Source organism: Streptomyces sp. NBC_00028 (assembly GCF_045041065.1).
Classification (GTDB): domain Bacteria; phylum Actinomycetota; class Actinomycetes; order Streptomycetales; family Streptomycetaceae; genus Streptomyces.
This window is the reverse complement of the sequence record NZ_CP108293.1, coordinates 4,624,815-4,648,167: the sequence shown is the minus strand read 5'-3', so window position 1 is coordinate 4,648,167 and position 23,353 is coordinate 4,624,815. Positions and strand designations below refer to the sequence as shown.

The window sequence follows — 23,353 nt, the reverse complement described above, 5'->3', positions numbered from 1 at the left end:
TAGACTTACCGACGTTGCTGACCGCACCATGGTGCGGACGGCGCGCCGCCTTAGCTCAGATGGCCAGAGCAACGCACTCGTAATGCGTAGGTCTCGGGTTCGAATCCCGAAGGCGGCTCCATCGAAGCCCAGCTCAGATCGACTCTGAGCTGGGCTTTTTTTGCGTGTTCGTCTCCTGGTCGGTCGGATCAGATCCACGTGTCCAGCCACATCCGCGCATGCCAGTCCGCGTACGGGATCGTCTGGCCGGTGTAGATCGGGAAGAAGTAGATGAAGTTCCAGGCGATGAGGAGGACGAGGACGCCCGCGGTGATCGCGCCTCGGGTGCGGCGGCTCTCTGTGGCGCCCGGGGGGCCGAGGAGGGCGGCCAGCGTCATCGTCACGGCCAGGCAGAGGTAGGGGACGAGGACGACGGCGTAGAAGGCGAAGATCGTGCGGTCCTGGTAGAGGAACCAGGGGAGGTATCCGGCGGCCACCGCGCAGAGGATCGCGCCCGCTCGCCAGTCGCGGCGCAGGGCCCAGCGGTAGAGCAGGTAGAGGAGCGCGGCGCAGGCCGTCCACCACAGGAGCGGGGTGCCCAGGGCGAGGATCGCCTGGGAGCAGTCGGTCGTCGTGTGGCAGCCGTTGGTGCCGGGTTTCGGGGACTCGTAGTGGAAGAGGACCGGGCGGCCCAGGACCAGCCAACTCCAGGGATTCGACTCGTACTTGTGGAAGGAGTCCAGGCCCACGTTGAACTGGTAGACCCCGTACTCGTAGTGCCACAGGCTGCGCAGCGGGGCCGGGATCCAGGACCAGGGGCCGCCGCGGCCGTCCGCCCAGTGCCGGTCGTAGCCGTCGGAGGAGCGGAACCAGCCGGTCCAGGTGGCCAGATAGGTCAGGGCGGCCACCGGGATCAGGGAGAGCAGCGACCAGCCGAGGTCCTTGCGCAGGACGGCCCGGTAGGGGTGGTGGGCCCCGGCTGTTCGACGGGCGGCCACGTCCCAGAGCAGGGTCAGGGCGACGAAGAAGGCCAGGAAGTACAGGCCGTTCCACTTCGCCGAGGACGCCAGGCCCAGGCAGACGCCCGCCGCCAGGCGCCAGGGGCGTGGTCCGGTGCCCGCGCGGGCGGCGGTGGGGGCGTGGGGGCGGGTGCGGCCGTCCGGCTCGGGAGGCGGCAGGGCCGAGGCCAGCCGGGCCCGTGCCCGGTCCCGGTCGATCAGCAGACAGCCGAACGCCGCCAGCGCGAAGAACATGACGACCAGGTCGAGCAGCGCGGTGCGGCTCATCACGTAGTGCAGGCCGTCCACCGCCATCAGCGCGCCGGCCAGACAGCCGAGGGCCGTCGAACGGAACAGACGGCGGCCTATGCGGCACAGCATCAGCACCGACAGCGTGCCGAGCACCGCCGTCATGAAGCGCCAGCCGAACGGGTCGAGGCCGAACAGCCACTCGCCGACGGCGATCACCCACTTGCCGGCGGGCGGATGCGCGACGAACACCCCCGGGTCGGAGAGCGGGATCACCTGCGGGTCGGCCAGCACCTGCGGGTCGGCGATCTTGCGGTCCGGCCAGGTGCCCTCGTACCCGAGGCGCAGCAGCGACCAGGCGTCCTTGGCGTAGTACGTCTCGTCGAAGACCAGCGTGTGCGGGCTGCCCAGGCGCCAGAAACGCAGCACTCCGGCCAGGGCCGCCACCAGCAGCGGCCCGGCCCAGCCCGACCAGCGGGTGAGGGGCCGGGGGAAGGGGGCGACCAGACGGTCGCGCAGGGACGGCGTGCGCGGGCGGGGGAGATGGCCGAAGCGGCGCAGGCGCTGTTCCCAAGCCGTCGACCGTGGGTGGCCCGGCCGCGACGCCGGCTGTGCCGCCACGGGTGCCGCCACACCTGCTGACGTCGTGGTCTCGTCGATCACGTGGTCGGCTTCGCGGTCGTGACGACGCCGTACGGCAGCGGCTCGCCCTCGGTGGTGGAGGCGGGAAGAGCCGTCGCCGGTGCCGGCAGCAGCGGGGCGGAGGTGGCCGGGCGCGGCCGGGGGGTGGTGGGGCTGTCCTGGGCGAACGAGTTCGGCAGGGTCATCAGTACGGCGCCGAGTGCGGCGATCGTCAGCGCCGAACCGGTGGCCATCCAGGCCCGCCGGACCCGCTGCCGGGCGCGGACACCGGCGTACAGGCGTCGGCGGTGCCGTTCCCCGTACGACGACTCGCCTCGGCCGTGGTCACAGCCGAGGTCGTAGCTGTCACGCAGCATGCGCGCTAGCTCCTGCTCGAAGTGGTCCATGGCTCCTTCTCCACCCGTCCTTCGCCCGTCTCCGTCATCAGCCGCCGCAACCGTCCGACTCCCCGTGCCGTGAGCGAGCGTGCGGTGCCCACCGGGCAGCCCAGCACCTCCGCCACCTGCCCCTCGGGCAGGTCCTGGTAGTAGCGCAGCACCACCGCGGCCCGCTGGCGGGCCGGAAGCTGCGCCAACAGGGCCTCCAGGCGGGTCCGTTCGTCCACGGCGGCGGTCTCGTCCGCCGGTTCGGGCGGCTCGGGCAGCCGGTCGAGCCGGTCCATGGGCTGCTCGCCCCACCAGCGGCGCCGGGCCGAGCGCGCCGCGGCGCGGACCAGGATCTTGCGGACGTACGCCTCCGGCGCCTGGTCGGCCACCCTCGGCCATGCGAACCACAGCTTGACCAGCGCCTCCTGCAACAGATCCTCGGCCCGGTGCCGGTCCCCGGCGGTGAGCAGCCGGGACAGGTGCAGCAGCGTCGGCCACCGGTCCGCCACGAACCGGTCGAACGCCTCGGACCGCGCCTGCCTCGTCAACGTCGCCCCTCCCTCACACCCTTTAATAAGGACGTCGGCCCGGCCCCGCTATGCACTCGTGGGGTGTGGCGTGGGTCACATCGGCGAGGGTCGGGGGCCCGGCCGGGCGGGGGCAGAGGCCCCGGAAAACGGACGAGGACCCCGGTCGTTCACCTCCGACGACCGGGGTCCTGTCACATCCCCGGATCCGGCCGCGACGGCGACACTCCCCCGAGTAACGCGTGCGACGCGCGCACCCTCGGGCCAGATCCGATGAAGTGATCACATCAGGCGTCACCAACGGATCGCTAACATGTGGCCAACGGCGTGATTTCGCCAGGTACAGCGCATGGGAAGGCAGTGGGTCGGTGTGAAGCGGTGCGAGCTGCGCTTCGGACTCCTGGGTCCGCCGGTCCTGTACGACACCGACGGGGCCGACAGCCCCGTCGCCCATGTGGTGAGCAGCCCCAAAGTGCGCGTCCTGCTCGCCGCCCTGCTGCTGGAAGCCGGCCGTACCGTCTCCGTCGACGCGCTCAAGGACGCCCTGTGGGGCGAGGCGCCGCCCGCCTCCGCACAGGCCTCGCTGCACAACCACGTCACCCGGCTGCGCCGGCTGCTCGACGACCCCGACCGGCTGCGCGCCGTGCCCCCCGGCTATCTCCTGCGCGTCGAGCAGGGCGAACTGGACGTCCATGTCTTCGAGTCCCTGACCGTCGAGGCCCGGGCCGCCCACGCGGGCCGGGACTGGGAGCGCACGGCACGCGCCTGCACCGCGGCGCTGGCCCTGTGGCGCGGCACCCCGCTCGACGGCCTGCCCACCGAACTCGGCGGCTACGCCTTCGTGCAACGGCTGGGGGAGGCCCGGCTGCTGCTCCAGGAGTGGCGGTACGACGCCGAGCTCGCCGTCGGCGGGGCCCGACGGGAGGCCGTCGTACCGGAGTTGACCGCCCTCGCCGCCGAACACCCGCTGCGCGAGACCTTCCACCGCCAGCTGATGCTGGCCCTGCACCGCACCGGCCGCCAGGCCGAGGCCCTCGCCGTCCACCGCGACCTGCGCGTCCGCCTCATCGAGGAACTCGGCGTGGAGCCGGGGGCGGGGGTGCGGGAGGCGCATGCCGAGGTGCTTCGGGGGGCGCCGGAGGGCCCGGGGCTGTCGGCGGACGTGGGGGCGGGCGCGAGGGCGGCCGATGCCGGTGCTGGTTCCGGTGCAGGTGCAGGTGCAGGTGTCGCGGGGGCAAGGGGAGGCGCTGCCACGGGGGCGCGTGCGAATGTCGGGGGCCCGGCGAACGGGAACGGCGCCCCGTCGGCCGTACCCACCGGTCCGTCGGCCGTACCCACCGGTCCGTCGGCCGTACCCACCGGTCCGTCGGCCGTGCCCACCGACCCGTCCGCCGAAGCCGTAGGCACACCGCCGGACGAGGCGGGCCTCACTCCGGCTCCCGCCGCAGCGAACGCCACCGAGCCCACCCCTGCCCCCGCACCGCCCCCCGCCCCACCACCCCGTCCCGCCCAACTCCCCCCACCCCCACCCCACTTCACCGGCCGCGTCACCCCTCTCCGCGACCTGCGCCACACCCTCTCCACCGCCTCAGCCGGCCACCCCACCCCCGTCGCGGTCATCAGCGGCATGGCCGGTGTCGGCAAGAGCGCACTCGCCCTTCATCTGGCGCACGACCTGCGGGACCGTTTCCCGGACGGGCAGTTGTACGTCAACCTGCACGGCGCGACCCCCGGCATGACCCCCCTCACCTCGGCCCAGGCCCTCACCGCGCTGCTCCGTGACCTCGGTGCCGACCCCCGGTCCATCCCCGAACACCCGGACGCGGCAGCCGCGTTGCTGCGCTCGATGCTCGCGCCCACCCGCACGCTGATGGTGCTGGACGACGCCGAGAGCGCCGCGCAGATACGGCAGTTGCTGCCGGCCGGCCCCGGTTGCGCGGTGATCGTCACCAGCCGCTCCCCGCTGGCCGCCCTCGACGGCGCCCGCCGCTTCCCGCTCGAACCGCTCTCGGCGGAGGAGAGCGCGGCCCTGCTGCGAGCCGCCTCGGGCCGCGCCCCCGACCCGCATGACGGTGACGACGGCGACCGCATCGACGCCACCCACCCCCTCGTAGAGCTCACCGGCCGCCTCCCGCTCGCGCTGCGGATCGTCGCCGCCCGGCTGGCCGCCCGACGCGCCCTCACCCCGGACGTGCTCGCCGACCAACTGGCCGCCACGGAAAGCAGGTTGCAGCGGCTGGAGTACGACGACCTGTCCGTACGCCGTTCGCTGGCCGTCGCCCACGACGCGCTCGCCGCCTCGGGCCGCCGCTCCGACCGCGACGCCGCCCTCGCGCTGCGCCGCCTGGGCGCGCTGCATCTGCCCACCTACGGCGCCCCGCTCATCGCCCGGCTCCTCGGCACCGACACGGACCGCGCGGAGGAGGCGCTCGACCGGCTCGTCGACGTGGCCCTGCTGGAGGAGACGGCGTACGGCCGCTACGCCCCGCACGACCTGGTCCGCGACTTCGCCCGGGAACTCGCCGAGAGCGGCCAGGCCGTGGATGTCGCCCGCACCGGCGTGCGCTGGTACACGGCCGTCGCCGAACGCGTCCTCACCGCGACCGTCGTACCCGGCTTCGACCAGGGGGACCGCCGACGCCCGACCCCGACGCAGCCGCCCGAGCACACCGCGCACGTGTTGTCCGTACCGCCCTTCGCCTCGGCGGAGGAGGCCTTCGCCTGGAGCACCGCGGAACTGGACAACATCGTCGCGCTCGCCGAGCGGTACGCCGACGCCTCCGACCTGCGCACCGCCGCCCATGTCTCCGCCCTGCTGCGGCTGCTCTTCCCCTGTCTCCAACGCGGTGGTCGCGTCGCCGAGATGGAGGTGCTGGGGCAGGTGGCGCTCCAGCTGGCCCGGCGTCTGGGCGACGAGGTCGCCGAGGCGTACGCGCTGAGCGACCTGGCCGGCATGCACTTCCTGGCCGGCCGGCACGGCGACTCGCTCGACACCAACGACCAGGCCCTCAGGCTCTGGCAGCGACTCGGCGTGGTCTCCCGGGTCCGGCGCTGCCTCGGCAACAAGGGCCTGCTGCTGGAGAGCCTCGGCCGCTACGCCGAGTCCGAGCAGGCGCTCCTCGCCTGCCTGGAGCTCTCGCCGCAGCTGGACGACCCCTGGGGCGACGCGGTGGCGTACGGCCATCTCGGCAACCTGTACGAGCACACCGACCCCCGGGCCGCCATCGAGCACCACCGGCGCTCCCTCGCGATCGCGAGCGACATCGGCAACGTCATCGTGGCCCACTCCGCGCACTGCAACATCGGCTACGCCTACCTCACCCTGGGCGAACCGGAGGCGGCCGTACCGCACTTCGAGGAGAGCCTCGGCATGCTCGGCGGTCACAGCGACTGGCACGGGGAGTCCCAGTCCCGGCTCGGGCTGCTGCGCGCCCTGCGGCTGCTGGGTCGCGGTGGGCGGGCCGAGAGCGAGTACGCCGAGCTGCTGCGCCGGGCGGACGCCCGGGCCGACGGTTACACGAGCGGGCTGGCCCGTCATCAGTACGGGCTGCTGCTGCGGGAGCTGGGGCGGACCGAGGAGGCGCGCGAGCAGTGGCGCGTCGCACTGGCCGCGCTGGACGGCACGGACAAGAAGGAAGTCCTGGCCGAGCTCAGGGAACTGCTCGACGGCTGACCGCGCCGGGCGGCTGGGGCGGTTGGGCTACTTGGCGTCCGCGTAGCACTCCACCACCGACGTCGTGAACGGGAACCGTACCGGCGTCTGACCGAACGTCAGCCGGGCGGCCAGTGCCGCCGCGTCCCGGATGGCGGCGACGATCTGCTCGGCCTCCTCCTCCGGGCAGTGCACGATCACCTCGTCGTGCTGGAAGAAGACCAGCTCGGCCGCCAGGTCCGCGCAGGTCCGCCGCAGTGCCGCGAGCAGCAGCAGGGTCCAGTCGGCGGCGCTGCCCTGGACGACGAAGTTTCGGGCGAACCGGCCGCGGGCGCGGGCGGTGCCGGACGCGTGGCCCGGCACCCGCCCCTGGTCCGCGGGTCCGTCCTGCGGGATGCCGGCCTCTTCGGCGGCGTCGTCGCCCGAGCCGGCCACGGGTGGGCAGGTGCGGCCGAGGTGGGTCCGTACGAGCCGTCCCTCCTCGCCCGCGCGGGCCGCCTCGTCGACGTACGCCACCGCTTTGGGGAAGCGGCGTCTGAGCGCGGCGAGGTTCTTGAGGCCGTCCCCGGAGGTCTGGCCGTAGACCGCGCCCAGCACGGCGAGCTTCGCCTGGTCGCGGTCGCCGGAGAAGGCGCGGTCGGAGACGGACTGGTAGAGGTCGGTGTCGCGGCCGGCCACCTCCATCAGCCCGGGGTCGCGTGAGATGGCGGCCAGGACGCGCGGTTCCATCTGGTCGGCGTCGGCGACGACCAGTCGCCAGCCGGGGTCGGCGACGACGGCACGGCGTATCACCTTGGGGATCTGCAGGGCGCCGCCGCCGTTGGTGACCCAGCGGCCGGTGACGGTCCCGTGGCACAGGAACTCCGGCCGGAACCGCCCTTCCCGCACCCAGTCCTGGAGCCAGGACCAGCCGTGGGCGACCCAGATCCGGTACAGCTTCTTGTACTCGATCAAGGGCTTCACGGCCGGATGATCGACGGTCTCCAGCTCCCAGCGTCGGGTCGAGGTGACCTTGATCCCGGCCTGTGCGAAGGCCTTGACCACGTCGGCGGGCAGATCGGGCCGGACCCGGCGCCCGAAGGCGGCGGACACCTCGTCGGCCAGCTCGGCGAGCCGCCGTGGCTCACCGCCACCCGCGTATCGCTCACCGAGCAGTTCGTGCAGCACCGCCCGGTGCACGTCGGCGCTCCACGGCAGCCCCGCGCGGTTCATCTCGGCGGCCACCAGCATTCCGGCCGACTCGGCGGTGATCAGCAGCCGCATCCTGTCCGGGTGGGCGGTGGCGTCCTGGCGGCGCAACTGGTCGGCGTAGACCTCCAGGAGGCCGGTCAGGGGGAGGTGGACGGCCTGGGGCTCGAAGAGGGAGGACTGGGAGCCGGGTTCGGCGGAGCGCAGCGGCGGATCGGGCGGTACGGGGCCGCCGCGCAGCCGGGCGAGCGCGGCGGCGGCCGATCGGGGCTCGCCGTATCTCCCTGCGTGGCCGAGGAGCAGCGTCTCCGCGTCCTCGATGTCGTAGCACCGCTCCACGCGCACCCCCGCGGCGAGCAGCCGCGGATACACCTCGGCGGTGGACCGCCACACCCACCGCGTGACCTCCGGCCGCCCCCGCACGGCCGCCGCGAGATCCGCCTCCCGCACCACCGGCCCCACGGGCAGCCCGTCCCCACCGAGGGCGGCGAGCTCCACACCACCGCCCTCGGCCGGAGCGAGCGCCCAGCGATCGGTCATGCAGGCGAGTCTCGCAGGAGGGTCTGACAACGGCCCTGGCCGCGGCCCACGCGCGCGTCGCCGCCCCCCGCTCGCCGCGGCGCCCCCACGCTCGCCGTGTTCGCCCGCAGGATCCGGCCTGGGCAGGGCCCGACGGAGCGCGAGGTCCGCCCGGCGGCGGGTTCCGCCGCCCCACGAGGCCCGGCGACCGCGGTCCACCCACCCCGCCGACGGCCTTCGGCGGGCACTCCACAGGCGACCCGGCAACGGAGCCCCCGGCTCAGGCGCGGCCCCGCCACCCCACCGCAAGCCTCAGCCCTCAGCCCTCAGCCCTCTCCCGTCACCTGCGACAGCGCCGCCGCGATGTTCGCCTCCGTCGCCTGCTTGGTGATGCCCAGGGCGGAAAGGAGGCCCTGGCCGTTCTCGAACTCCAGGAGGGCCAGCAGCATGTGCTCGGTGCCGACGTAGTTGTGGCCTAGGCGCAGGGCCTCGCGGAAGGTGAGTTCGAGGACCTTCTTGGCGTCGGAGCCGTAGGGCACCAGCTCCGGGGCGTCCTCGACGGCCGGCGGGAGCGCGGCGGTCGCGGCCTGGCGGACGGTGTCGAGCAGGACGTCCTGCGCGACGATCGCCTTCGCGGCCAGCGCCTCCGGTTCCGCCAGCAGGCCGAGGACCAGGTGCTCCGGCCGGCCCTCGGCGTTGCGGGCGGCGACGGCCTCGTTGTGGGAGGCCATCACCACGTTGCGGGCCCGTGGCGTGTAGCGGCTGAAGTCCTGGCTCGCTCCGAGGTCCCCGCCCTCCTTCGGCACGAACCGCTTCTGCGCCGCCTGCCGGGTCACCCCCATGCTCTTGCCGATGTCCGTCCAGGAGGCCCCCGAGCGGCGGGCCTGGTCCACGAAGTGGCCGATCAGATGGTCGGCCACGTCACCGAGGTGATCGGCGGCGATCACCGCGTCCTCAAGCTGTTCGAGGGGCTCCGCGTGGACCTTCTTGATGGCCGCGATGAGGTCGTCGAGGCGTACGGATGACGTGATGTTGGGGTTCGTCGTCATGTGTCAACCGTAGGTTGACAGCCTGGAGGTGTCAACCCGAAGTTGACGCTACTTGGGCGCCGAGACGGCCAGCCGCACCGCGAGCCCCGTGAACACCGTCCCGCTGAAGATGTTGAGTCCCCGTGCCACCCGCCGGCTCCGCCGCAGCAGCGCCGACAGCTTCCCGGAGAGCAGTCCGATCGAACCGTCCACCGCGAAGCCCATCACCGTGATCGAGAGCCCGAGAACCAGGAACTGCTCCCACACCTGTCCCTTCTCGGGCGCCACGAACTGGGGCAGGAACGCCACGTTGAAGAGAATCACCTTGGGATTGAGGAGGTTGGTGACCGCGCCCTGCCAGAACGCCCGCCGCATCCCGGGGCCCGCCGCCGTCCCCTCACCCATCGGCGAACGGTCCCGGAACGCCTTCACCGCGAGATACAGCAGATAGGCCGCGCCCGCCCAGCGCAGCACGTGGTACAGCGTCGGCAGCGCCAGGAACAGCGCCGACAGGCCGAGCGCCGCGGCGACCGTGTGCACGAACATCGCGCAGGCCACCCCGAACGCCGCCATCACCCCCGCCGCGGGGCCGCCCCGGCCGCCCATCGCCACGATGAACATCATGTCGGGACCCGGGGTCACACAGAGCGCGAAGGCGGCCACGAGAAAGGCCGCGTAGAGAGACATGTCCACCATGCGGCCATGCTCGAAGCCACCCCGGGCGGCGGCACCCGATTTTCGGAGAGTGAGACGATCGGCCCGTGACCAGCAGCAGTGCCCCAGACGCCGTCGACCGCGCTTTCGAGGCCGCCCTCTACTCGGACGCCGACTCCGCCCTCGACACGGCCGCCTCCCTCCTCGCCGCGGACGCGAACGCCGACCCCGAACTCGAACGCCGGGGGCGGGAGTTCCTCGCGGCGGCCTGGCGCCGTGGCTGGCAGCCGGCCGACGTCGTACGGATGGTGCGGCGCGAGCTGGACGACGTACACGTACGCCTGGCGGCGGCGCTGATCCGCGCGCAGGCGCCCGACGACCGGTCGCGCGGCCCCCGGTGGGCGGCTCAGCTGGCCGAACTGCCCGCCGAGCCCGCGCCCCGCACCGACCGCTTCTCGCACGCGACCACGGTCCTTGAGCTGTACCGCCTGCTGCTGCGGCTGCCCGCTCTCGAACCCGTGGACGAACCCGTCACCCGGCACTCCTCCGCCGAGCCCCGGATGCTCACCCGGATCCGCGCGCTGCTCGCCAAGGCGGAGGCGACGGGCTACCCGGACGAGGCGGAGGCGCTCACCGCCAAGGCGCAGGAGCTGATGGCCCGGCACAGCGTCGACGAGGCGGTGCTGGACGCGCAGGCGCCCACGCACGATGCCCCGGGCGCCTGCCGGATCGGGGTCGAGCCGCCGTACGAGCAGGCCAAGGCGGTGCTGCTGGACGCGGTGGCGACGGCGAACCACTGCCGGGCGGTCTGGAACGAGTCGTTCGCCTTCTCCACGGTGGTCGGCTTCGGCCCCGACCTCGACGCCGTCGAGCTGCTCTACACCTCGCTCCTGGTGCAGGCCACGACCGCGATGGCGAAGGCGGAGGCCGCCCAGCGGGCCGGTGGCCGCAAGCGCACCAAGACCTTCCGGCAGTCCTTCCTCGCGGCCTACGCCCACCGCGTCGGCGACCGGCTGCGCGCCGCCGCCGAGACCCAGGTCGGCGACGACCTGCTCCCGGTCCTCGCCACCCGCGAGGTCGCCGTCACCGACCGCCTGGACCGCATGTTCCCGCGGACCACCACCACCCGCCTGCGCGGCGTCAGCGACGAGGCGGGCTGGGTGGAGGGCGCCGAGGCGGCCGACCGGGCGCAGGTCAAGTCCCGCAAGCCCCTGCGCTGAGCCGGGTCACTCGCTGGACTCCTGGAACCCGGACACCGTGGCGTCCGGCGTCTGGCCGTCCTTCTTCAACGCGACATCGCCGTACGACCACTTGAAGGCGTACGTCTTGGTGGACCCCGGCAGGGTGAAGTCCGCGCTCGTCACGGCAAGGCTCTGGTCGCCGCCCTTCTCGCCCCGGACATAGGTGAGGGTGAAGGCGATCGCGGCGCCGTCGGCGAGGGACGTCTTCCCGGCCGTGGCGGCGGGGTCGGACTCCACGCTCACCGTGGTGCCGCCGGCGATGAGGTCGACCCCGGGCAGGCCGTCCAGCGTGCACTTGGCGCCGCTCTTGTTGGTGAGCGTCACGGGCACGTTGCCGGTGTCGCCGGCGGCCGGGGCGGCGTTGGCGGGGCCGACCCGCACGCCCATCTCGCCGATCACGCAGGCGCCGCCGGCCTTGGCGGAGGCGCCGGTGTCGGTGGCCCCGCCGCTGTCGTCGTCGGAACAGGCGGTCAGCAGGAAGGCCGCGGCGAGGGCGCCGGCGGCGAAGGGGAGGGCGCGCATGGGGGTCCTTGGATGCTCCGGGCGGCGTGACGCCGCTGAGGCTCGTGCATGGATCATCACGCACGAGCCCGGAGAACGGTTGCCCACCCCCGCTGATCCTCTGCTCGTCCGCGCCGACCCTCGGCCGGTCCGTCCGCGCTGATCCTCTGCTCGCCCCGGCCGATCCTCGGTCCGTCCGCGCCGATCTTCTGCTTACCCGCGCCGATCCTCGGTCCGTCCGCGCCGATCCTCTGCTTACCCGCGCCGATCCTCGGTCCGTCCGCGCCGATCCTCTGCTCGCCCGCGCCGATCCTCGGTCCGTCCGCGCCGATCCTCTGCTTACCCGCGCCGATCCTCGGTCCGTCCGCGCCGATCCTCTGCTCGCCCGCGCCGATCCTCGGTCCGTCCGCGCCGATCCTCTGCTCGCCCGCGCCGATCCTCAGCTCGCCCGCGCCGACCCTCTGCTCGCCCGCGCCGACCCCCGGTCCGCCCCGCCGACCCCCGGCCCGGTTCAGCCGAGGCCGGCCGTCGGCAGTCCCGACGGCAGCTGGCCGCCCTCGGCCTTGGTGTACGTCTCCGCGCCGAGGCCGCCCTCCCACGTCACCTTGAGGGTGGTCTTGTCGACGGAGTCGACCATCCCGGTCGCCCGGTCCTTGCTGCCGTCCGTGCACTTGAGGTGGATCATCTGCATCCCGGACTCCTCGCCCGCGGTCCCGCTGCACACCGTCCCGCCGGTCGCGAACAGCCCGGCCTCGGTGCCGTTGACCATCAGGACGACGGCCTTGCCCTTGGCCGTGGTGAGCCAGCTGCCCGCGAGGTCATCGGAGGCGGAGGCGGAGGGGGAGCCGGACGAGGAGGCCGAACCGTCGGTGGAGGCGCTCGCGCTCGGCGTCGAGTCGTCGGAGTCCGAGCCGTCGTCCGAACTGCACGCGCCGAGCGCGAGGACACCCGCGAGGGCCATGGCCGCGGCAGTCGCGGTGCGCGAGAAGTTCACCGAAGCCGATGTCATGGAAGCTCCCTGGCGGATCAGCGGATTACGGGCGGACGCTACGACCGCAGCAAGCTACCAGGAGGACTTACGGACCCCCGGAAGGTACCCGGCGTGCGCCTGCTCGCGCAGACTCACCCGGGACAGGCCGAAGGCCCGGAAGTAGCCGCGCGGCCGGCCGTCCACCTGGTCGCGGTTGCGCACCCGGGTGGCGCTGGCGTCACGCGGCTGCCTCCCCAACTCCCGCCGGGCGTCCTGCCGTTCGGCTTCCGTGGACGACGGCCGCCGGATGATCTCCTTCAGCTCGGCACGCCGCTCCGCGTACCGGGCGACGATCTCTCGCCGCCGCTCGTTCTTCGCGATCTTGCTCTTCTTTGCCATCAGATCCTCACTCCCCGGGCCCGGATGCGGGCCACGGCCGCCTCGACGCCGATCGTGTCGACGGTCTTGATCCCCTTCGCGCTCAGCCGCAGCCGCACGTACCGGCTCTCGCTCGGCAACCAGTAGCGCTTGGACTGGATGTTGGGGTCGAAGCGGCGTGAAGTGCGCCGGTGGGAGTGGGAGATGCGGTTGCCGAAGCCGGGGTGGGCGCCGGTCAGCATGCAGTGGGCGGACATGGGTGACGCACCTCTCTCGAAGCCGTTGTGTAAATGGAATTCATTTTCAGTAAGATACACGGCATGGCTCGCAACGAACTCCGCCCGGTCGTCAAACTCCGCTCCACCGCCGGGACCGGCTTCACCTACGTCACCCGCAAAAACCGTCGCAACGACCCGGACCGTATGACCCTGCGCAAGTACGACCCGGTCGCCGGCCGCCACGTCGACTTCCGAGAGGAGCGCTGACCCCGCCATGCGCAACGCAATCCACCCGCCCTACGGACCGGTCGTCTTCCGTGACCGGGCCGCGAACCACGCCTTCCTCACCCGCTCGACGATGACGAGCGAGAAGACCATCGAGTGGGAGGACGGCCACACCTACCCGGTCGTGGACGTCGAGATCTCGAACGTCAGCCACCCCTTCTACACCGGCACCGCACGCGTCCTGGACACCGCCGGCCGCGTGGAGCGCTTCGAGCGCCGGTACGGCCGGCCGGGGGAGCGGGGCTGATGCTCTCGGTCGTGATCGTCGGCGGGCTGCACGCCGACGCCCGCAAGGCTGCCGTCGCGCGCCTCCTTGCCGACGTGCCCGCCAGTGTCGTGCTCCACCACGACCTGGCGACGGCCGCGGCCGGCACGGTCGTCCGCACCGTGCGCGACGCCTCCGGTCTGCTCTCCGCCGCCGAGACGCCGCTGGTCAACGACTGCGCGTGCTGTGCGCTGAGGGAAGACCTGGTGCCCGAGCTGCGGCGGATCGCGGACGACGGGGTGACCCGGCTCGCCGTGGTCGAACTGTGGGACTCCGTCGAGCCCAAGGCCATGGCGGAGGTGGTGACCGCCGGCGGCCTCACGGTCACCGGTGTCATTACCGCCGTGGACCCCGCACTGGTCCTGCCCTACCTCGGCAACGGCGACGACCTCGCCGAACGCGGCCTCGCCGCGGCCGCCACCGACCAACGCACCATCGCCGACACCTTCGCCCGCCAACTGGAATACGCCCCGGTCCTCGCCGTGGCCGACTCGGAGGAGGCCGACGACGAGGACCACGAACTGCTGGCCCAGCTTCACCCGACGGCCCGCCGGATCCTGATCGACGCCGGCGGCCCGGCCGGCGCGCAGCCCCTCTCGGGCGACGCCGGTGGCCCGGCCGGCGCACGGCCCCTCTCGGGCGACGCCGGTGGCCCGGCCGGCGCACGGCCCCTCTCGGGCGACGCCGGTGGCCCGGCCGGCGCACGGCCCCTCTCGGGGCAGGCCGAAGGCCCGCAGGGCGGTACCCCCCTTCCGCCCCTGAACCCCCTCGCCCAGGCCGCCCTCGCCGGCTTCGATGTCGAAGCCGCCGCCGCGGCCCAGCACCCCGCCTGCGCCCTGCTGCCCGCCGACGCCGATGCCCACGGCGTCTCCACGCTCGTATGGCACCGGGACCGGCCGTTCCACCCGGAACGGTTGTACGAGGCGCTGGAGGACATCACCTGTGCCGCCGCCCGCAGCCGGGGCCGGTTCTGGCTCGCGGACCGGCCGGACACCCTGCTGCACTGGGACGCGGCCGGGGGCGCGCTGTGTGTGGAGAGCGCCGGGCCCTGGCTCGCCTCCCTCCCCGACGCGGCCTGGGACATGGTCCCGCCGGTGCGTCGCGCCGCCGCCGCGCTGGACTGGCACCCCGAGCACGGCGACTGCTGCCAGCACCTGGTCTTCACGTCCCCCGCGCTCGACCGCGACGGACTCGAACGGCTGCTGGAGTCCTGCCTGTTGACCGACACCGAGTACGCGGCGGGCCGCACCGCCTGGAAGCAGTTGCCGCCCGCCTTCGACACCCTCCTGGAGGTCTGAGACCCGTGCCCCGCAAGACCGAACGCCAGCCTGCCAAGCACCGGCCCAATCCGCTGGACGCGGCCGGAGTGACGTACATCGACTACAAGGACACCGACCTGCTGCGGAAGTTCATCTCCGACCGCGGCAAGATCCGCAGCCGCCGCGTCACCCGCGTCACCGCCCAGCAGCAGCGACAGCTGGCCCGTGCCATCAAGAATGCCCGGGAGATGGCGCTGCTGCCGTACTCCAGCGCCAGGTGAACGGCTATAGGTAGGTGATTCCCTACGTTTGACGCGTAGGGAATCACCTACCTATCGTGTTCCCCATGACCATCACACACGCCTCCTTCGTCACCCTCCCCGTCGCCGACCAGGACCGCGCCCTGCGCTTCTACACCGAGGTCCTCGGCATGGACGTCACCGCCGACCTCGACCTGCCCCAGGGGCGGTGGCTCCAGGTGGCGCCCGCCGGGGCGCAGACCGTGTTCACGCTCTCCGGCCCGGGGATGGGCGGTTTCGAGCCCGGCGAGGCGCGGGGGATCATGTTGGTGACGACCGACGTCGACGCCGACTGCGCACGGCTCACCGACGCGGGCGTCCGCGTGCAGGGCCCCGACGAGCTCCCCTGGGGCCGGATGGCCTCGTTCGCGGATCCCGATGGCAACGGTCTGATGCTGCTGACGGAAGCGCACCACTAGGACGCGCACCAGGAGGAGGGCCGGCATGACCGCAGCGGGGGTCCGTGAAGAGGCCGAGGCGGACCGGGTGTTCGCCGCGCTCGCCAACGCCACCCGCCGCGAGGTGCTGCGCCTCCTCCGCGACGGCGGCCCTCAGCCGGTGCAGGCCCTCGCCGCCCATTTCGACATGGCCCGCCCGAGCCTCTCCGAGCACCTCAAGGTGCTCCGCGACGCCGGCCTCGTCTCCGAGCAGCGCTCCGGCCGACAGCGCATCTACCGCCTGGAGGCGGCCCCGCTCGCCGAGGTGCAGGACTGGCTCCACCCGTACGAGCGGTTCTGGCGCGACCGGCTGAGGGAGCTCGGCGACCTGCTGGACCGGATGCCCGACGATGGCGCCCCATGAGCACCGCACCCGAAGGCGACGACCTCACCGTCATCCGCGTCGACCAGTTCTTCCCGCACCCGCCCGCCAAGGTCTGGCGCGCCCTCACCGAGCCCGAACTGCTCGCGCAGTGGCAGATGCAAGGGGCCGAGGCGTTCCGTCTCGAGGTCGGTCACCGGTACACGATGAGCTCGGTCCCGCGGCCCAACACCCGCTTCTCCGGCACCCTCGACGTGGAGGTTCTCGCCTACGAGCCGGAGCGGATGCTGAGCGTCCGCTGGACCGACACGGATCCTGCCAATTCCGCCGACTGGACCATCACGTGGAAGGTGGAACAGGAAGGGCGTGGAACGCGTCTCTTTCTAGTACACGAGGGATTCGACCCCGACGACCCCGCGCAGCTGATGGCCCGGACGATCATGGACGGGGGCTGGAGGTCGCATGTGATGCGGGCTCTGGGGGACGTGCTGGAACGGATGTAGCACCGCGTACGTCACATCTGTAACCACGGGAACACCCCGCGTGCACGTGCATCTGCTCATGCATCTGCACGTGAACAGAGCTATGATCCGGACCAGTTGACCATTGCATCAATGGCCCCAAGGCCACCGCACCACCGGGGAGCGACCTGTGGACCACGACGTGTACAACGGCATGGACGTGTACAACGGCATGGCGGCCACGGATCTGAGCGGGGTGGCCTGGCAGAAGAGCCAGTACAGCAACTCGCAGGGTTCTTGTGTCGAGTTCGCGCGGCTGCCGGACGGCGGCGTGGCCATGCGCAACTCGCGCTTCCCGGACGGCCCGGCGCTCGTCTACACCCGCGCGGAGATCGAGGCGATGCTCCTCGGGGTCAAGGACGGCGAGTTCGACCACCTGATAGCCGGGTGAGCGTGCGCGGGACCCCGGTCAGCCCGGGGTGACCGGCTCCCTACGGGCGGTGACGCGCGTAGATCCGTGGCGCCGAAAAACGCCGCGGGGGCTCACTCCGAGGATTCCCGCGGCTGGAGCAGGAACAGCGCCCAGACGACCTTGCCGTTGAGGGTGCCGGCGAGCGGATGCCAGCCCCAGCTGTCGGCGAAGGAGTCGACGAGGAACAGGCCGCGGCCGGATTCCGCCGAGAAGTCGTCCGAGTCGCGCGCCACCGGGCTGTCGTGGCTGGGATCGCGCACCGCGCACACCAACCGGTCCGTCCAGCGCATCAGATGCAGCCGCACTGGCGGGATCTGATCGGGGGCGTGGCCGTTGCCGCCCGGCAGTCCGTGCCGCAGGGCGTTGGTGACCAGTTCGGAGACGACGAGACAGACGTCGTCGAAACGGTCGCCGATGTCCCACTGGTCGAGCGTTCTGCGGGTGAACTGCCGTGCCTCGCGCACCGCTTCGTAGCGGGCGGGCAGAGCGCAGGAGGCGGCGTTGGACACGGCCGTGGGATCCAGCGGCGGAAGGCCCTGCCGTAACGGCTCGAGCATGGTCGATCCATTCATCCCCATGCGAGGCACTCCCGGGAACTCGCGGTCGTTGCGATGCAGCGGTTGCGCGGGACCATGGTTTCGGATGTGTGGTGCAGATGCAAGGTGCAGATGCACGTGCACGTGACCGAATTGGATGCTCCCGTACCGCTTGTTGGGCATTTTTTCCGCCAACTTCCTTCCCGCTCTTGCCTTCTCCTCGCTCCCTCCTGTGTGGAATCTTTGGCTTCTTTCCATCTCTGTAATCGGACGAGTACAGCTCGAAGTGTTTTAGTGGCAGACTTCGGCCCCTGAAGACGGTTGGGGAGGCTGGCGAACGTGAGCGCGGGAGAGCCGGGATCGGTGGTGCGGCGCATGCTGCTCGGATCACAACTCAGGCGACTGCGTGAGGCGCGGGGGATCACGCGCGAGGCCGCGGGCTACTCCATCCGGGCCTCCGAGTCGAAGATCAGCCGGATGGAGTTGGGCCGGGTGAGCTTCAAGACCAGGGACGTCGAGGACCTCCTGACGTTGTACGGCATCACGGACGAGGCCGAGCGCATGTCGCTGCTCTCCCTCGCCCGCGAGGCCAACGTGGCGGGCTGGTGGCACAGTTACTCCGACGTCCTGCCGAGCTGGTTCCCCACCTATGTGGGTCTGGAGGGCGCCGCCTCCCTCATCCGCGCGTACGAGGTGCAGTTCGTGCACGGGCTGCTCCAGACCGAGGCGTATGCACGTGCGGTCGTCCGGCGCGGCATGAAGGGCGCGAGCGAGGCCGACGTCGAGCGGCGGGTGGCGCTGCGCCTGGAGCGGCAGAAGTACCTCGTCGCCGAGAACGCCCCCGACTTCCACATCGTCCTCGACGAGGCGGCCCTGCGCCGCCCCTACGGCGACCGCGAGGTGATGCGGGGCCAGCTCCAGCACCTCATCGAGATCTCCGAACACTCCAACGTCCGGCTGCAGATCATGCCGTTCAGCTTCGGCGGCCACTCGGGCGAGAGCGGCGCGTTCACGATCCTGAGCTTCTCGGAGTCCGACCTCACCGACGTCGTCTATCTGGAGCAGCTCACCAGCGCCCTCTATCTGGACAAGCACGAGGACGTCGCCCAGTACGAGAGCGCCCTCAAGGAGCTCCAGCAGGACAGTCCGGGGCCGGACGAGAGCCGGGACCTGCTGCGGGGTCTCCTCCAGCTCTCCTGAAGCCGCCCAGGGCGCCCGAGGGTTCTCCCCATAACTTAGCTCTGTGTCCCCAACTCGCTTGTCCCACAAGTACGATGACGTGTGATCAGACCGTGATGTTGGTCGCACGCCCACAAGCGACCGTGTCCGCTAGTGATTTGGGGATCACATGTCGTCGTACTTCACCGACCTGGCCCAGCAGTACATCGACGGTGAGTGGCGCCCGGGCACCGGCTCCTGGGACATCATCGACTTCAACCCGTACGACGGCGAGAAGCTGGCGTCGATCACGATAGCCACGGTCGACGAGGTCGACGAGGCGTACAGGTCGGCCGCCCGCGCCCAGAAGGAATGGGCCGGCACCAACCCGTACGCGCGGCGCGCGGTCTTCGAGAAGGCCCTGCGCCTCATCGAGGAGCGCGAGCAGGAGATCACGGAGGTGATCATCGCCGAGCTCGGCGGCACGTACCTCAAGGCGGGCTTCGAACTCCACCTGGCCAAGGAGTTTCTGCGCGAGGCGATCCACCTCTCCCTGCGTCCCGAGGGCCGGATCATCCCCTCGCCGATCGACGGCAAGGAGAACCGCGTCTACCGCGTACCGGTCGGCGTCGTCGGTGTGATCAGCCCCTTCAACTTCCCCTTCCTGCTCTCCCTCAAGTCGGTCGCCCCGGCGCTCGCGCTCGGCAACGGCGTGGTGCTCAAGCCGCACCAGAACACCCCGATCACCGGCGGCTCCCTGGTCGCGAAGATCTTCGAGGACGCGGGCCTGCCCAAGGGGCTGCTGAACGTCGTCATCACCGACATCGCGGAGATTGGCGACGCCTTCCTGGAGCACCCGATCCCGAAGGTCATCTCCTTCACCGGCTCCGACAAGGTCGGCCGTCACGTCGCGACCGTCTGTGCCTCGCTGTTCAAGCGCTCGGTCCTCGAACTCGGCGGCAACAGCGCCATCGTGGTCCTCGACGACGCCGACATCGACTACGCGGTCGACGCCGCCGTCTTCAGCCGGTACGTCCACCAGGGCCAGGTCTGCATGGCCGCCAACCGCGTCCTGGTCGACCGCTCGATAGCCGACGAGTTCACCGAGAAGTTCGTCGCCAAGGTCAAGTCCCTCAAGGTCGGCGACCCGAGCGACCCGCAGACCGTCATCGGCCCGGTCATCAACTCCTCCCAGGCGGACGCCGTCTCGGGCACCGTCGAGCAGGCGCTCGCCGAGGGCGCGACGGCCCTGCTGCGCGGCGAGACGAGGGACAACCTGGTCTCCCCGTCGGTCCTGACCGGCCTCCCGGCCGACTCGGCCCTCCTCCAGCAGGAGGTCTTCGGCCCGGTCGCCTTCCTCATCCCGGTCGACGGCGAGGAGGAGGCGGTCCGCGTCGTCAACGACACCCCGTACGGCCTCAGCGGCGCCGTCCACACCGCCGACATCGAGCGCGGCGTGAACTTCGCCAAGCAGATCGACACCGGCATGTTCCACGTCAACGACGGCACCGTCCACGACGAGCCGATCGTCCCCTTCGGCGGCGAGAAGAGCTCGGGCATCGGCCGCCTCAACGGCGACACGATGCTGGACGCGTTCACCACCCTGAAGTGGATCTCGGTCCAGCACGGCCGGAGCGGCTTCCCGTTCTAGACGGTTCTCGCGCGGCGGGCCCTTGCGGACAGAAGCTGACCGCAAGGGCCCGTAGCTTCGTCGGTGTCAGGGGGAGAGCCCCCCGGGTCCCGACGAAAGGCGGCCGCTCATGGTCACCCACGTTCCCGCGGAAGCGCACGGCGACGAGCGCGGCGCGCTGCTCGGCTATCTGGCCGCGGAGCGCGGCGCCGTCCGGCGCGCACTGCTCGGGCTGACCGACGAGCAGGCGGCCTCGCGCCCCAGCGCGAGCGAGCTGACCCTCGCCGGGCTGCTGAAGCATGTGACCGAGGTCGAGCAGGGCTGGGTCGCCCGGGCCAAGGGCGAGCCGCCGGCCGTACAGCGGACCGAGGCGAACTGGCACGAGTGCTTCGCCCTGGTCGACGGCGAGACGGTCGAGTCGCAGCTGGCGTACGGGGAGAAGGTCGCCGCGGAGACGGAGGCGTACGTCCGCTCTGTCCCGAGCCTCGACGACACCTTCCCGCTCCCGAACGACCCCTGGTTCCCGCCGGACAGCCGGGTCTCCGTCCGCTGGATGCTGCTCAACCTGATCCGTGAGCTGTCCCGGCACGCCGGTCACGCCGACATCGTCCGCGAGTCCCTGGACGGCAGGTCGGCCTGGGACCTGGTGGCCCTCGCGGAGAGCGGGGAGCGGGCGTCCTAGTCTGGACCCCATGTCAGCGATCCGTCTCCTCGTGCTGGCCGCGGTGCGCCAGCACGGGCGGGCCCATGGCTACCAGGTGCGCAACGACCTGGAGTACTGGGGCGCGCACGAGTGGTCCAACGCCAAGCCCGGCTCGATCTACCACGCGCTCAAGCAGATGGCCAAGCAAGGGCTCCTGCGCGCGCACGAGATCGCCCCGTCGACGGCCGGCGGCCCGCCGCGCACCGAGTACGAGATGACGGACGCGGGCACCGAGGAGTATCTGCGGCTGGTGCGCGAGGCGTTGACCTCGTACGACCAGAAGATGGACGTCAAGTCGGCGGCCATCGGCTGCATGCTCGACCTGCCGCGTGCCGAGGTCGTGGCGCTGCTCAAGGAGCGGATCCGGCAGAGCGAGGAGTGGCGCGCGTCCGTCACCGAGCACTACGTCCCCGAGGACGGCCCCGAACAGCTCGGCCACATCGGCGAGATCATGAACCTCTGGATCCACACGGCCGACGCGGAGGCCGAGTGGACCCAGGGGCTCATCGCCCGGATCGAGGACGGGGCGTACACGTTCGCCGGGGAGGGGGCCCCGTTCGTCGGCGTCCTCGCCGAGGGCGAGGAGAACCCGTACGCGACGGGGGAGCGGCATCCGGAGGATGCAGGCTAATCAAGTTTGACCAATGAGCTTCGCGGAGTTACTTTCGTTCGGGTAGTCAACTTTGACTAGCGTGGGAGGGGCAGTGACCGAAGCGGCGATCACCGTCGAGGGAGCACGCAAGAAATACGGCGACAGACCGGCGCTGGACGGGCTCGACCTCACGGTCGCCCGGGGCACGGTGCACGCGGTGCTGGGCCCGAACGGCGCCGGCAAGACCACCCTGGTCCGCGTCCTCTCCACCCTGCTGCGCCCCGACAGCGGCCGCATCGAGGTGGCCGGACTCGACGTCGTACGGCAGGCCTATGCCGTACGCCTGCGCATCGGCCTGCTCGGCCAGCACGCGGCGCTCGACGAGGAACTCGGCGGCCGGCAGAACCTGGAACTGTTCGGCCGCCTCTACCACTTGGGCGCCCGCCGGGCACGCGCGCGTGCCGGCGAACTCCTGGACCGGTTCGGCCTGGCCGACACCGGCCGCAAGGCGGTCCGGCACTACAGCGGAGGCATGCGCCGCCGCCTGGACCTGGCCGCCTCCCTGATCACCGAACCGGAGGTGCTCTTCCTGGACGAGCCGACCACGGGTCTCGACCCGCGCGGGCGCGCCGAGGTGTGGTCCGCGGTCCGGTCACTCGTCGGCGGCGGTACGACGGTCCTGCTCACCACGCAGTACCTGGAGGAGGCCGACCAACTCGCCGACCGTGTCTCGGTCGTGGACGCCGGCCGGGCCGTCGCGGACGGCACACCGGACGAGTTGAAGAAGGCGACCGGCGGCGACCGTATCGACGTCGTGCTGCGGGACGCGGGGCAACTGGGGGCGGCGGTGGCGGTGTTGCCGGTCGACCGGGCCGGGGTGCGCGTCGACACCGACCGCCGGCTGCTCAGCGCCCCGGTCACCGACCGGATGGCGGCGCTCGCCGGGGTCGTACGGGCGCTGGAGGAAGCGGGAATCGAGGCGGAGGACATGGCGCTGCGGCGGCCGACGCTCGACGAGGTGTTCCTGCACCTCACGGAGGGAGCCGCATGAGCATGTCGTACGCGCTGACCGACTCCTGGACCATGACCCGGCGCGAACTCGCCCACTGGGCGCGGCAGCCGGTGCGGGTCGTCGTCGGCCTGGTCTTCCCGGTGATGCTGCTGCTGATGTTCGGCTATCTCATCGGCGGCGGCCGGGGCGTCGAGGGGGAGTACGTCGACTATCTGGTCCCCGGGATGCTCGCGCTCACCATGGCCTTCGGCCTGGAGGGCACGATGATCGCCCTGACCCAGGATCTCGACAAGGGCGTCATCGACCGCTTCCGCTCCCTGCCGATGGCCAACGGGGCTGTCCTGGTGGGGCGTTCGGTGGCGGACATGCTCCAGTCGGCGGTCGGGCTCGGGGCCCTCGTCGGCGTCGGGTTCGCACTCGGCTGGCGGCCGGACGGTGGCCCGGTGGCGTTCACGGGCGCCCTCGGGCTGCTGCTGCTCTTCCGTTTCGCCATGCTCTGGATCGGGATCTTCCTGGCGCTGGTGGCCGGGAAGCCCGAACTGGTGCAGGCCGTGCAGATCCTGGTCTGGCCGGTCGGCTTCCTGTCCAACGCGCTCGCCACGCCCGCCTCCATGCCGGACTGGCTCGGCACGGTGGTCGAGTGGAACCCGATGTCCCGCACGGCGACGGCCGTACGGGACCTCTTCGGCGGCCTCGGCACGGACCAGGTGTGGCCCGCCGTGGCCTGGCCGCTGGCCCTGCTCGCGGTCTTCTTCCCGCTGGCGGTACGGCGGTTCGCGGCGCTCAGTAAGTAGCCCTCGGTCGGCCCCAGTG

General features: G+C 71.8%; 27 protein-coding genes and 1 tRNA gene. 17 read left to right on the top strand and 11 right to left on the bottom strand.

Features of this window, described 5'->3' with window-relative positions:
* Positions 1–44 precede the first annotated feature (44 nt).
* Positions 45–121 (top strand) — tRNA-Thr (locus OG885_RS20740).
* 67 nt (positions 122–188) lie between these two features.
* Here the strand turns inward: OG885_RS20740 and OG885_RS20735 are convergent.
* From OG885_RS20735 to OG885_RS20725, 3 genes are read right to left on the bottom strand one after another with little or no spacing between them, the layout of a single operon-like run.
* Positions 189–1,847: a dolichyl-phosphate-mannose--protein mannosyltransferase gene (locus OG885_RS20735; RefSeq protein WP_405742805.1), complete on the bottom strand. Its 1,659-nt coding sequence runs from the start codon at positions 1,845–1,847 to the stop codon at positions 189–191.
* A 38-nt stretch (positions 1,848–1,885) separates the two neighbouring features.
* On the bottom strand, positions 1,886–2,254 hold the full coding sequence (locus tag OG885_RS20730) for a hypothetical protein (RefSeq protein WP_405733748.1): 369 nt from the start codon (positions 2,252–2,254) through the stop codon (positions 1,886–1,888).
* A complete protein-coding gene (locus OG885_RS20725; RefSeq protein ID WP_405733745.1) occupies positions 2,230–2,781 on the bottom strand; it encodes a SigE family RNA polymerase sigma factor in 552 nt (183 codons plus the stop codon). The genes OG885_RS20730 and OG885_RS20725 overlap by 25 nt, the downstream gene beginning before the upstream one ends.
* Positions 2,782–3,109: 328 nt before the next feature.
* On the opposite strand from OG885_RS20725, the gene OG885_RS20720 reads away from it, so the two are divergent.
* A complete protein-coding gene (locus OG885_RS20720; RefSeq protein ID WP_405733742.1) occupies positions 3,110–6,433 on the top strand; it encodes a BTAD domain-containing putative transcriptional regulator in 3,324 nt (1,107 codons plus the stop codon).
* A gap of 27 nt (positions 6,434–6,460) precedes the next feature.
* On the opposite strand, the gene OG885_RS20715 is transcribed toward OG885_RS20720, so the two are convergent.
* The 3 genes from OG885_RS20715 to OG885_RS20705 form a co-directional block, all read right to left on the bottom strand.
* Complete coding sequence (locus tag OG885_RS20715) at positions 6,461–8,140, bottom strand: bifunctional 3'-5' exonuclease/DNA polymerase (protein WP_405733739.1); 1,680 nt, start codon at positions 8,138–8,140, stop codon at positions 6,461–6,463.
* A gap of 305 nt (positions 8,141–8,445) precedes the next feature.
* Positions 8,446–9,168 (bottom strand): Clp protease N-terminal domain-containing protein, encoded by a 723-nt coding sequence (locus OG885_RS20710; protein ID WP_405733736.1) that lies wholly within the window; start codon positions 9,166–9,168, stop codon positions 8,446–8,448.
* Positions 9,169–9,216: 48 nt separating this feature from the next.
* Entirely contained in the window at positions 9,217–9,843 is a 627-nt protein-coding gene (locus OG885_RS20705) for a LysE family translocator (protein ID WP_405733733.1), read from the bottom strand.
* Positions 9,844–9,908: 65 nt separating this feature from the next.
* Between OG885_RS20705 and OG885_RS20700 the strand changes: the two genes are divergently transcribed.
* A complete protein-coding gene (locus tag OG885_RS20700; protein ID WP_405733730.1) occupies positions 9,909–11,021 on the top strand; it encodes a DUF2786 domain-containing protein in 1,113 nt (370 codons plus the stop codon).
* 6 nt (positions 11,022–11,027) lie between these two features.
* Here OG885_RS20700 and OG885_RS20695 read toward each other — a convergent pair whose 3' ends face one another.
* The 4 genes from OG885_RS20695 to rpmB form a co-directional block, all read right to left on the bottom strand.
* Positions 11,028–11,564 carry a DUF4232 domain-containing protein gene (locus OG885_RS20695; RefSeq protein WP_405733727.1) on the bottom strand — a complete coding sequence of 179 codons (537 nt, stop codon included), beginning with the start codon at positions 11,562–11,564 and terminating at the stop codon, positions 11,028–11,030.
* A gap of 490 nt (positions 11,565–12,054) precedes the next feature.
* Positions 12,055–12,552: a hypothetical protein gene (locus OG885_RS20690; RefSeq protein WP_405733724.1), complete on the bottom strand. Its 498-nt coding sequence runs from the start codon at positions 12,550–12,552 to the stop codon at positions 12,055–12,057.
* A gap of 54 nt (positions 12,553–12,606) precedes the next feature.
* Entirely contained in the window at positions 12,607–12,912 is a 306-nt protein-coding gene (rpsN, locus tag OG885_RS20685) for a 30S ribosomal protein S14 (protein WP_405733721.1), read from the bottom strand.
* Positions 12,912–13,148: a 50S ribosomal protein L28 gene (gene rpmB, locus OG885_RS20680; RefSeq protein WP_399952196.1), complete on the bottom strand. Its 237-nt coding sequence runs from the start codon at positions 13,146–13,148 to the stop codon at positions 12,912–12,914. Before rpmB ends, rpsN begins: the two co-directional genes overlap by 1 nt.
* Positions 13,149–13,211: 63 nt before the next feature.
* Between rpmB and rpmG the strand changes: the two genes are divergently transcribed.
* From rpmG to OG885_RS20640, 8 genes are all read left to right on the top strand, one after another.
* On the top strand, positions 13,212–13,376 hold the full coding sequence (gene rpmG / locus OG885_RS20675) for a 50S ribosomal protein L33 (protein WP_037717627.1): 165 nt from the start codon (positions 13,212–13,214) through the stop codon (positions 13,374–13,376).
* A gap of 7 nt (positions 13,377–13,383) precedes the next feature.
* Positions 13,384–13,641: a type B 50S ribosomal protein L31 gene (locus OG885_RS20670; RefSeq protein ID WP_405733716.1), complete on the top strand. Its 258-nt coding sequence runs from the start codon at positions 13,384–13,386 to the stop codon at positions 13,639–13,641.
* A complete protein-coding gene (locus OG885_RS20665; protein ID WP_405733713.1) occupies positions 13,641–14,957 on the top strand; it encodes a GTP-binding protein in 1,317 nt (438 codons plus the stop codon). The genes OG885_RS20670 and OG885_RS20665 overlap by 1 nt, the downstream gene beginning before the upstream one ends.
* A 5-nt stretch (positions 14,958–14,962) precedes the next feature.
* A complete protein-coding gene (gene rpsR / locus OG885_RS20660) occupies positions 14,963–15,199 on the top strand; it encodes a 30S ribosomal protein S18 (RefSeq protein WP_405733710.1) in 237 nt (78 codons plus the stop codon).
* A gap of 65 nt (positions 15,200–15,264) precedes the next feature.
* On the top strand, positions 15,265–15,636 hold the full coding sequence (locus OG885_RS20655; RefSeq protein ID WP_399952184.1) for a VOC family protein: 372 nt from the start codon (positions 15,265–15,267) through the stop codon (positions 15,634–15,636).
* Between the two features lie 25 nt (positions 15,637–15,661).
* Complete coding sequence (locus OG885_RS20650; protein ID WP_405733706.1) at positions 15,662–16,018, top strand: ArsR/SmtB family transcription factor; 357 nt, start codon at positions 15,662–15,664, stop codon at positions 16,016–16,018.
* The gene (locus OG885_RS20645; protein WP_405733703.1) at positions 16,015–16,479 is read left to right on the top strand and encodes an SRPBCC domain-containing protein; all 465 of its coding nucleotides are present in this window, start codon (positions 16,015–16,017) and stop codon (positions 16,477–16,479) included. Before OG885_RS20650 ends, OG885_RS20645 begins: the two co-directional genes overlap by 4 nt.
* Positions 16,480–16,627: 148 nt before the next feature.
* On the top strand, positions 16,628–16,888 hold the full coding sequence (locus tag OG885_RS20640) for a DUF397 domain-containing protein (protein WP_399952176.1): 261 nt from the start codon (positions 16,628–16,630) through the stop codon (positions 16,886–16,888).
* A 92-nt stretch (positions 16,889–16,980) separates the two neighbouring features.
* On the opposite strand, the gene OG885_RS20635 is transcribed toward OG885_RS20640, so the two are convergent.
* Positions 16,981–17,466 carry an ATP-binding protein gene (locus OG885_RS20635; protein ID WP_405733700.1) on the bottom strand — a complete coding sequence of 162 codons (486 nt, stop codon included), beginning with the start codon at positions 17,464–17,466 and terminating at the stop codon, positions 16,981–16,983.
* 354 nt (positions 17,467–17,820) lie between these two features.
* Here OG885_RS20635 and OG885_RS20630 point away from each other — a divergent pair, with 354 nt between their 5' ends.
* From OG885_RS20630 to OG885_RS20605, 6 genes are all read left to right on the top strand, one after another.
* The gene (locus OG885_RS20630) at positions 17,821–18,645 is read left to right on the top strand and encodes a helix-turn-helix domain-containing protein (RefSeq protein WP_405742803.1); all 825 of its coding nucleotides are present in this window, start codon (positions 17,821–17,823) and stop codon (positions 18,643–18,645) included.
* Positions 18,646–18,793: 148 nt separating this feature from the next.
* Entirely contained in the window at positions 18,794–20,254 is a 1,461-nt protein-coding gene (locus OG885_RS20625; protein ID WP_405733697.1) for an aldehyde dehydrogenase family protein, read from the top strand.
* 109 nt (positions 20,255–20,363) lie between these two features.
* A complete protein-coding gene (locus OG885_RS20620; protein WP_405733694.1) occupies positions 20,364–20,915 on the top strand; it encodes a DinB family protein in 552 nt (183 codons plus the stop codon).
* A 10-nt stretch (positions 20,916–20,925) separates the two neighbouring features.
* Positions 20,926–21,567 (top strand): PadR family transcriptional regulator, encoded by a 642-nt coding sequence (locus OG885_RS20615; RefSeq protein ID WP_405733691.1) that lies wholly within the window; start codon positions 20,926–20,928, stop codon positions 21,565–21,567.
* Positions 21,568–21,640: 73 nt separating this feature from the next.
* Positions 21,641–22,579 (top strand): ATP-binding cassette domain-containing protein, encoded by a 939-nt coding sequence (locus tag OG885_RS20610; protein WP_405733688.1) that lies wholly within the window; start codon positions 21,641–21,643, stop codon positions 22,577–22,579.
* Positions 22,576–23,334 (top strand): ABC transporter permease, encoded by a 759-nt coding sequence (locus OG885_RS20605; RefSeq protein WP_405733685.1) that lies wholly within the window; start codon positions 22,576–22,578, stop codon positions 23,332–23,334. Before OG885_RS20610 ends, OG885_RS20605 begins: the two co-directional genes overlap by 4 nt.
* The last annotated feature ends 19 nt before the right edge of the window (positions 23,335–23,353 follow it).

Bases quoted from the DNA above. Each gene is read 5' to 3' on its own strand.
- OG885_RS20665 (WP_405733713.1), top strand. From the start codon at position 13,641: ATGCTCTCGGTCGTGATCGTCGGCGGGCTGCACGCCGACGCCCGCAAG.
- OG885_RS20650 (WP_405733706.1), top strand. From the start codon at position 15,662: ATGACCGCAGCGGGGGTCCGTGAAGAGGCCGAGGCGGACCGGGTGTTC.
- OG885_RS20635 (WP_405733700.1), bottom strand. From the start codon at position 17,466: ATGCTCGAGCCGTTACGGCAGGGCCTTCCGCCGCTGGATCCCACGGCC.
- OG885_RS20720 (WP_405733742.1), top strand. From the start codon at position 3,110: ATGGGAAGGCAGTGGGTCGGTGTGAAGCGGTGCGAGCTGCGCTTCGGA.
- OG885_RS20690 (WP_405733724.1), bottom strand. From the start codon at position 12,552: ATGACATCGGCTTCGGTGAACTTCTCGCGCACCGCGACTGCCGCGGCC.
- OG885_RS20630 (WP_405742803.1), top strand. From the start codon at position 17,821: ATGCTGCTCGGATCACAACTCAGGCGACTGCGTGAGGCGCGGGGGATC.
- OG885_RS20605 (WP_405733685.1), top strand. From the start codon at position 22,576: ATGAGCATGTCGTACGCGCTGACCGACTCCTGGACCATGACCCGGCGC.
- OG885_RS20705 (WP_405733733.1), bottom strand. From the start codon at position 9,843: ATGGTGGACATGTCTCTCTACGCGGCCTTTCTCGTGGCCGCCTTCGCG.
- OG885_RS20620 (WP_405733694.1), top strand. From the start codon at position 20,364: ATGGTCACCCACGTTCCCGCGGAAGCGCACGGCGACGAGCGCGGCGCG.
- OG885_RS20715 (WP_405733739.1), bottom strand. From the start codon at position 8,140: ATGACCGATCGCTGGGCGCTCGCTCCGGCCGAGGGCGGTGGTGTGGAG.
- OG885_RS20670 (WP_405733716.1), top strand. From the start codon at position 13,384: ATGCGCAACGCAATCCACCCGCCCTACGGACCGGTCGTCTTCCGTGAC.
- rpmB (WP_399952196.1), bottom strand. From the start codon at position 13,148: ATGTCCGCCCACTGCATGCTGACCGGCGCCCACCCCGGCTTCGGCAAC.
- OG885_RS20645 (WP_405733703.1), top strand. From the start codon at position 16,015: ATGAGCACCGCACCCGAAGGCGACGACCTCACCGTCATCCGCGTCGAC.
- OG885_RS20625 (WP_405733697.1), top strand. From the start codon at position 18,794: ATGTCGTCGTACTTCACCGACCTGGCCCAGCAGTACATCGACGGTGAG.
- OG885_RS20655 (WP_399952184.1), top strand. From the start codon at position 15,265: ATGACCATCACACACGCCTCCTTCGTCACCCTCCCCGTCGCCGACCAG.
- OG885_RS20615 (WP_405733691.1), top strand. From the start codon at position 20,926: ATGTCAGCGATCCGTCTCCTCGTGCTGGCCGCGGTGCGCCAGCACGGG.
- OG885_RS20695 (WP_405733727.1), bottom strand. From the start codon at position 11,564: ATGCGCGCCCTCCCCTTCGCCGCCGGCGCCCTCGCCGCGGCCTTCCTG.
- rpsN (WP_405733721.1), bottom strand. From the start codon at position 12,912: ATGGCAAAGAAGAGCAAGATCGCGAAGAACGAGCGGCGGCGAGAGATC.
- OG885_RS20710 (WP_405733736.1), bottom strand. From the start codon at position 9,168: ATGACGACGAACCCCAACATCACGTCATCCGTACGCCTCGACGACCTC.
- rpmG (WP_037717627.1), top strand. From the start codon at position 13,212: ATGGCTCGCAACGAACTCCGCCCGGTCGTCAAACTCCGCTCCACCGCC.
- OG885_RS20730 (WP_405733748.1), bottom strand. From the start codon at position 2,254: ATGGACCACTTCGAGCAGGAGCTAGCGCGCATGCTGCGTGACAGCTAC.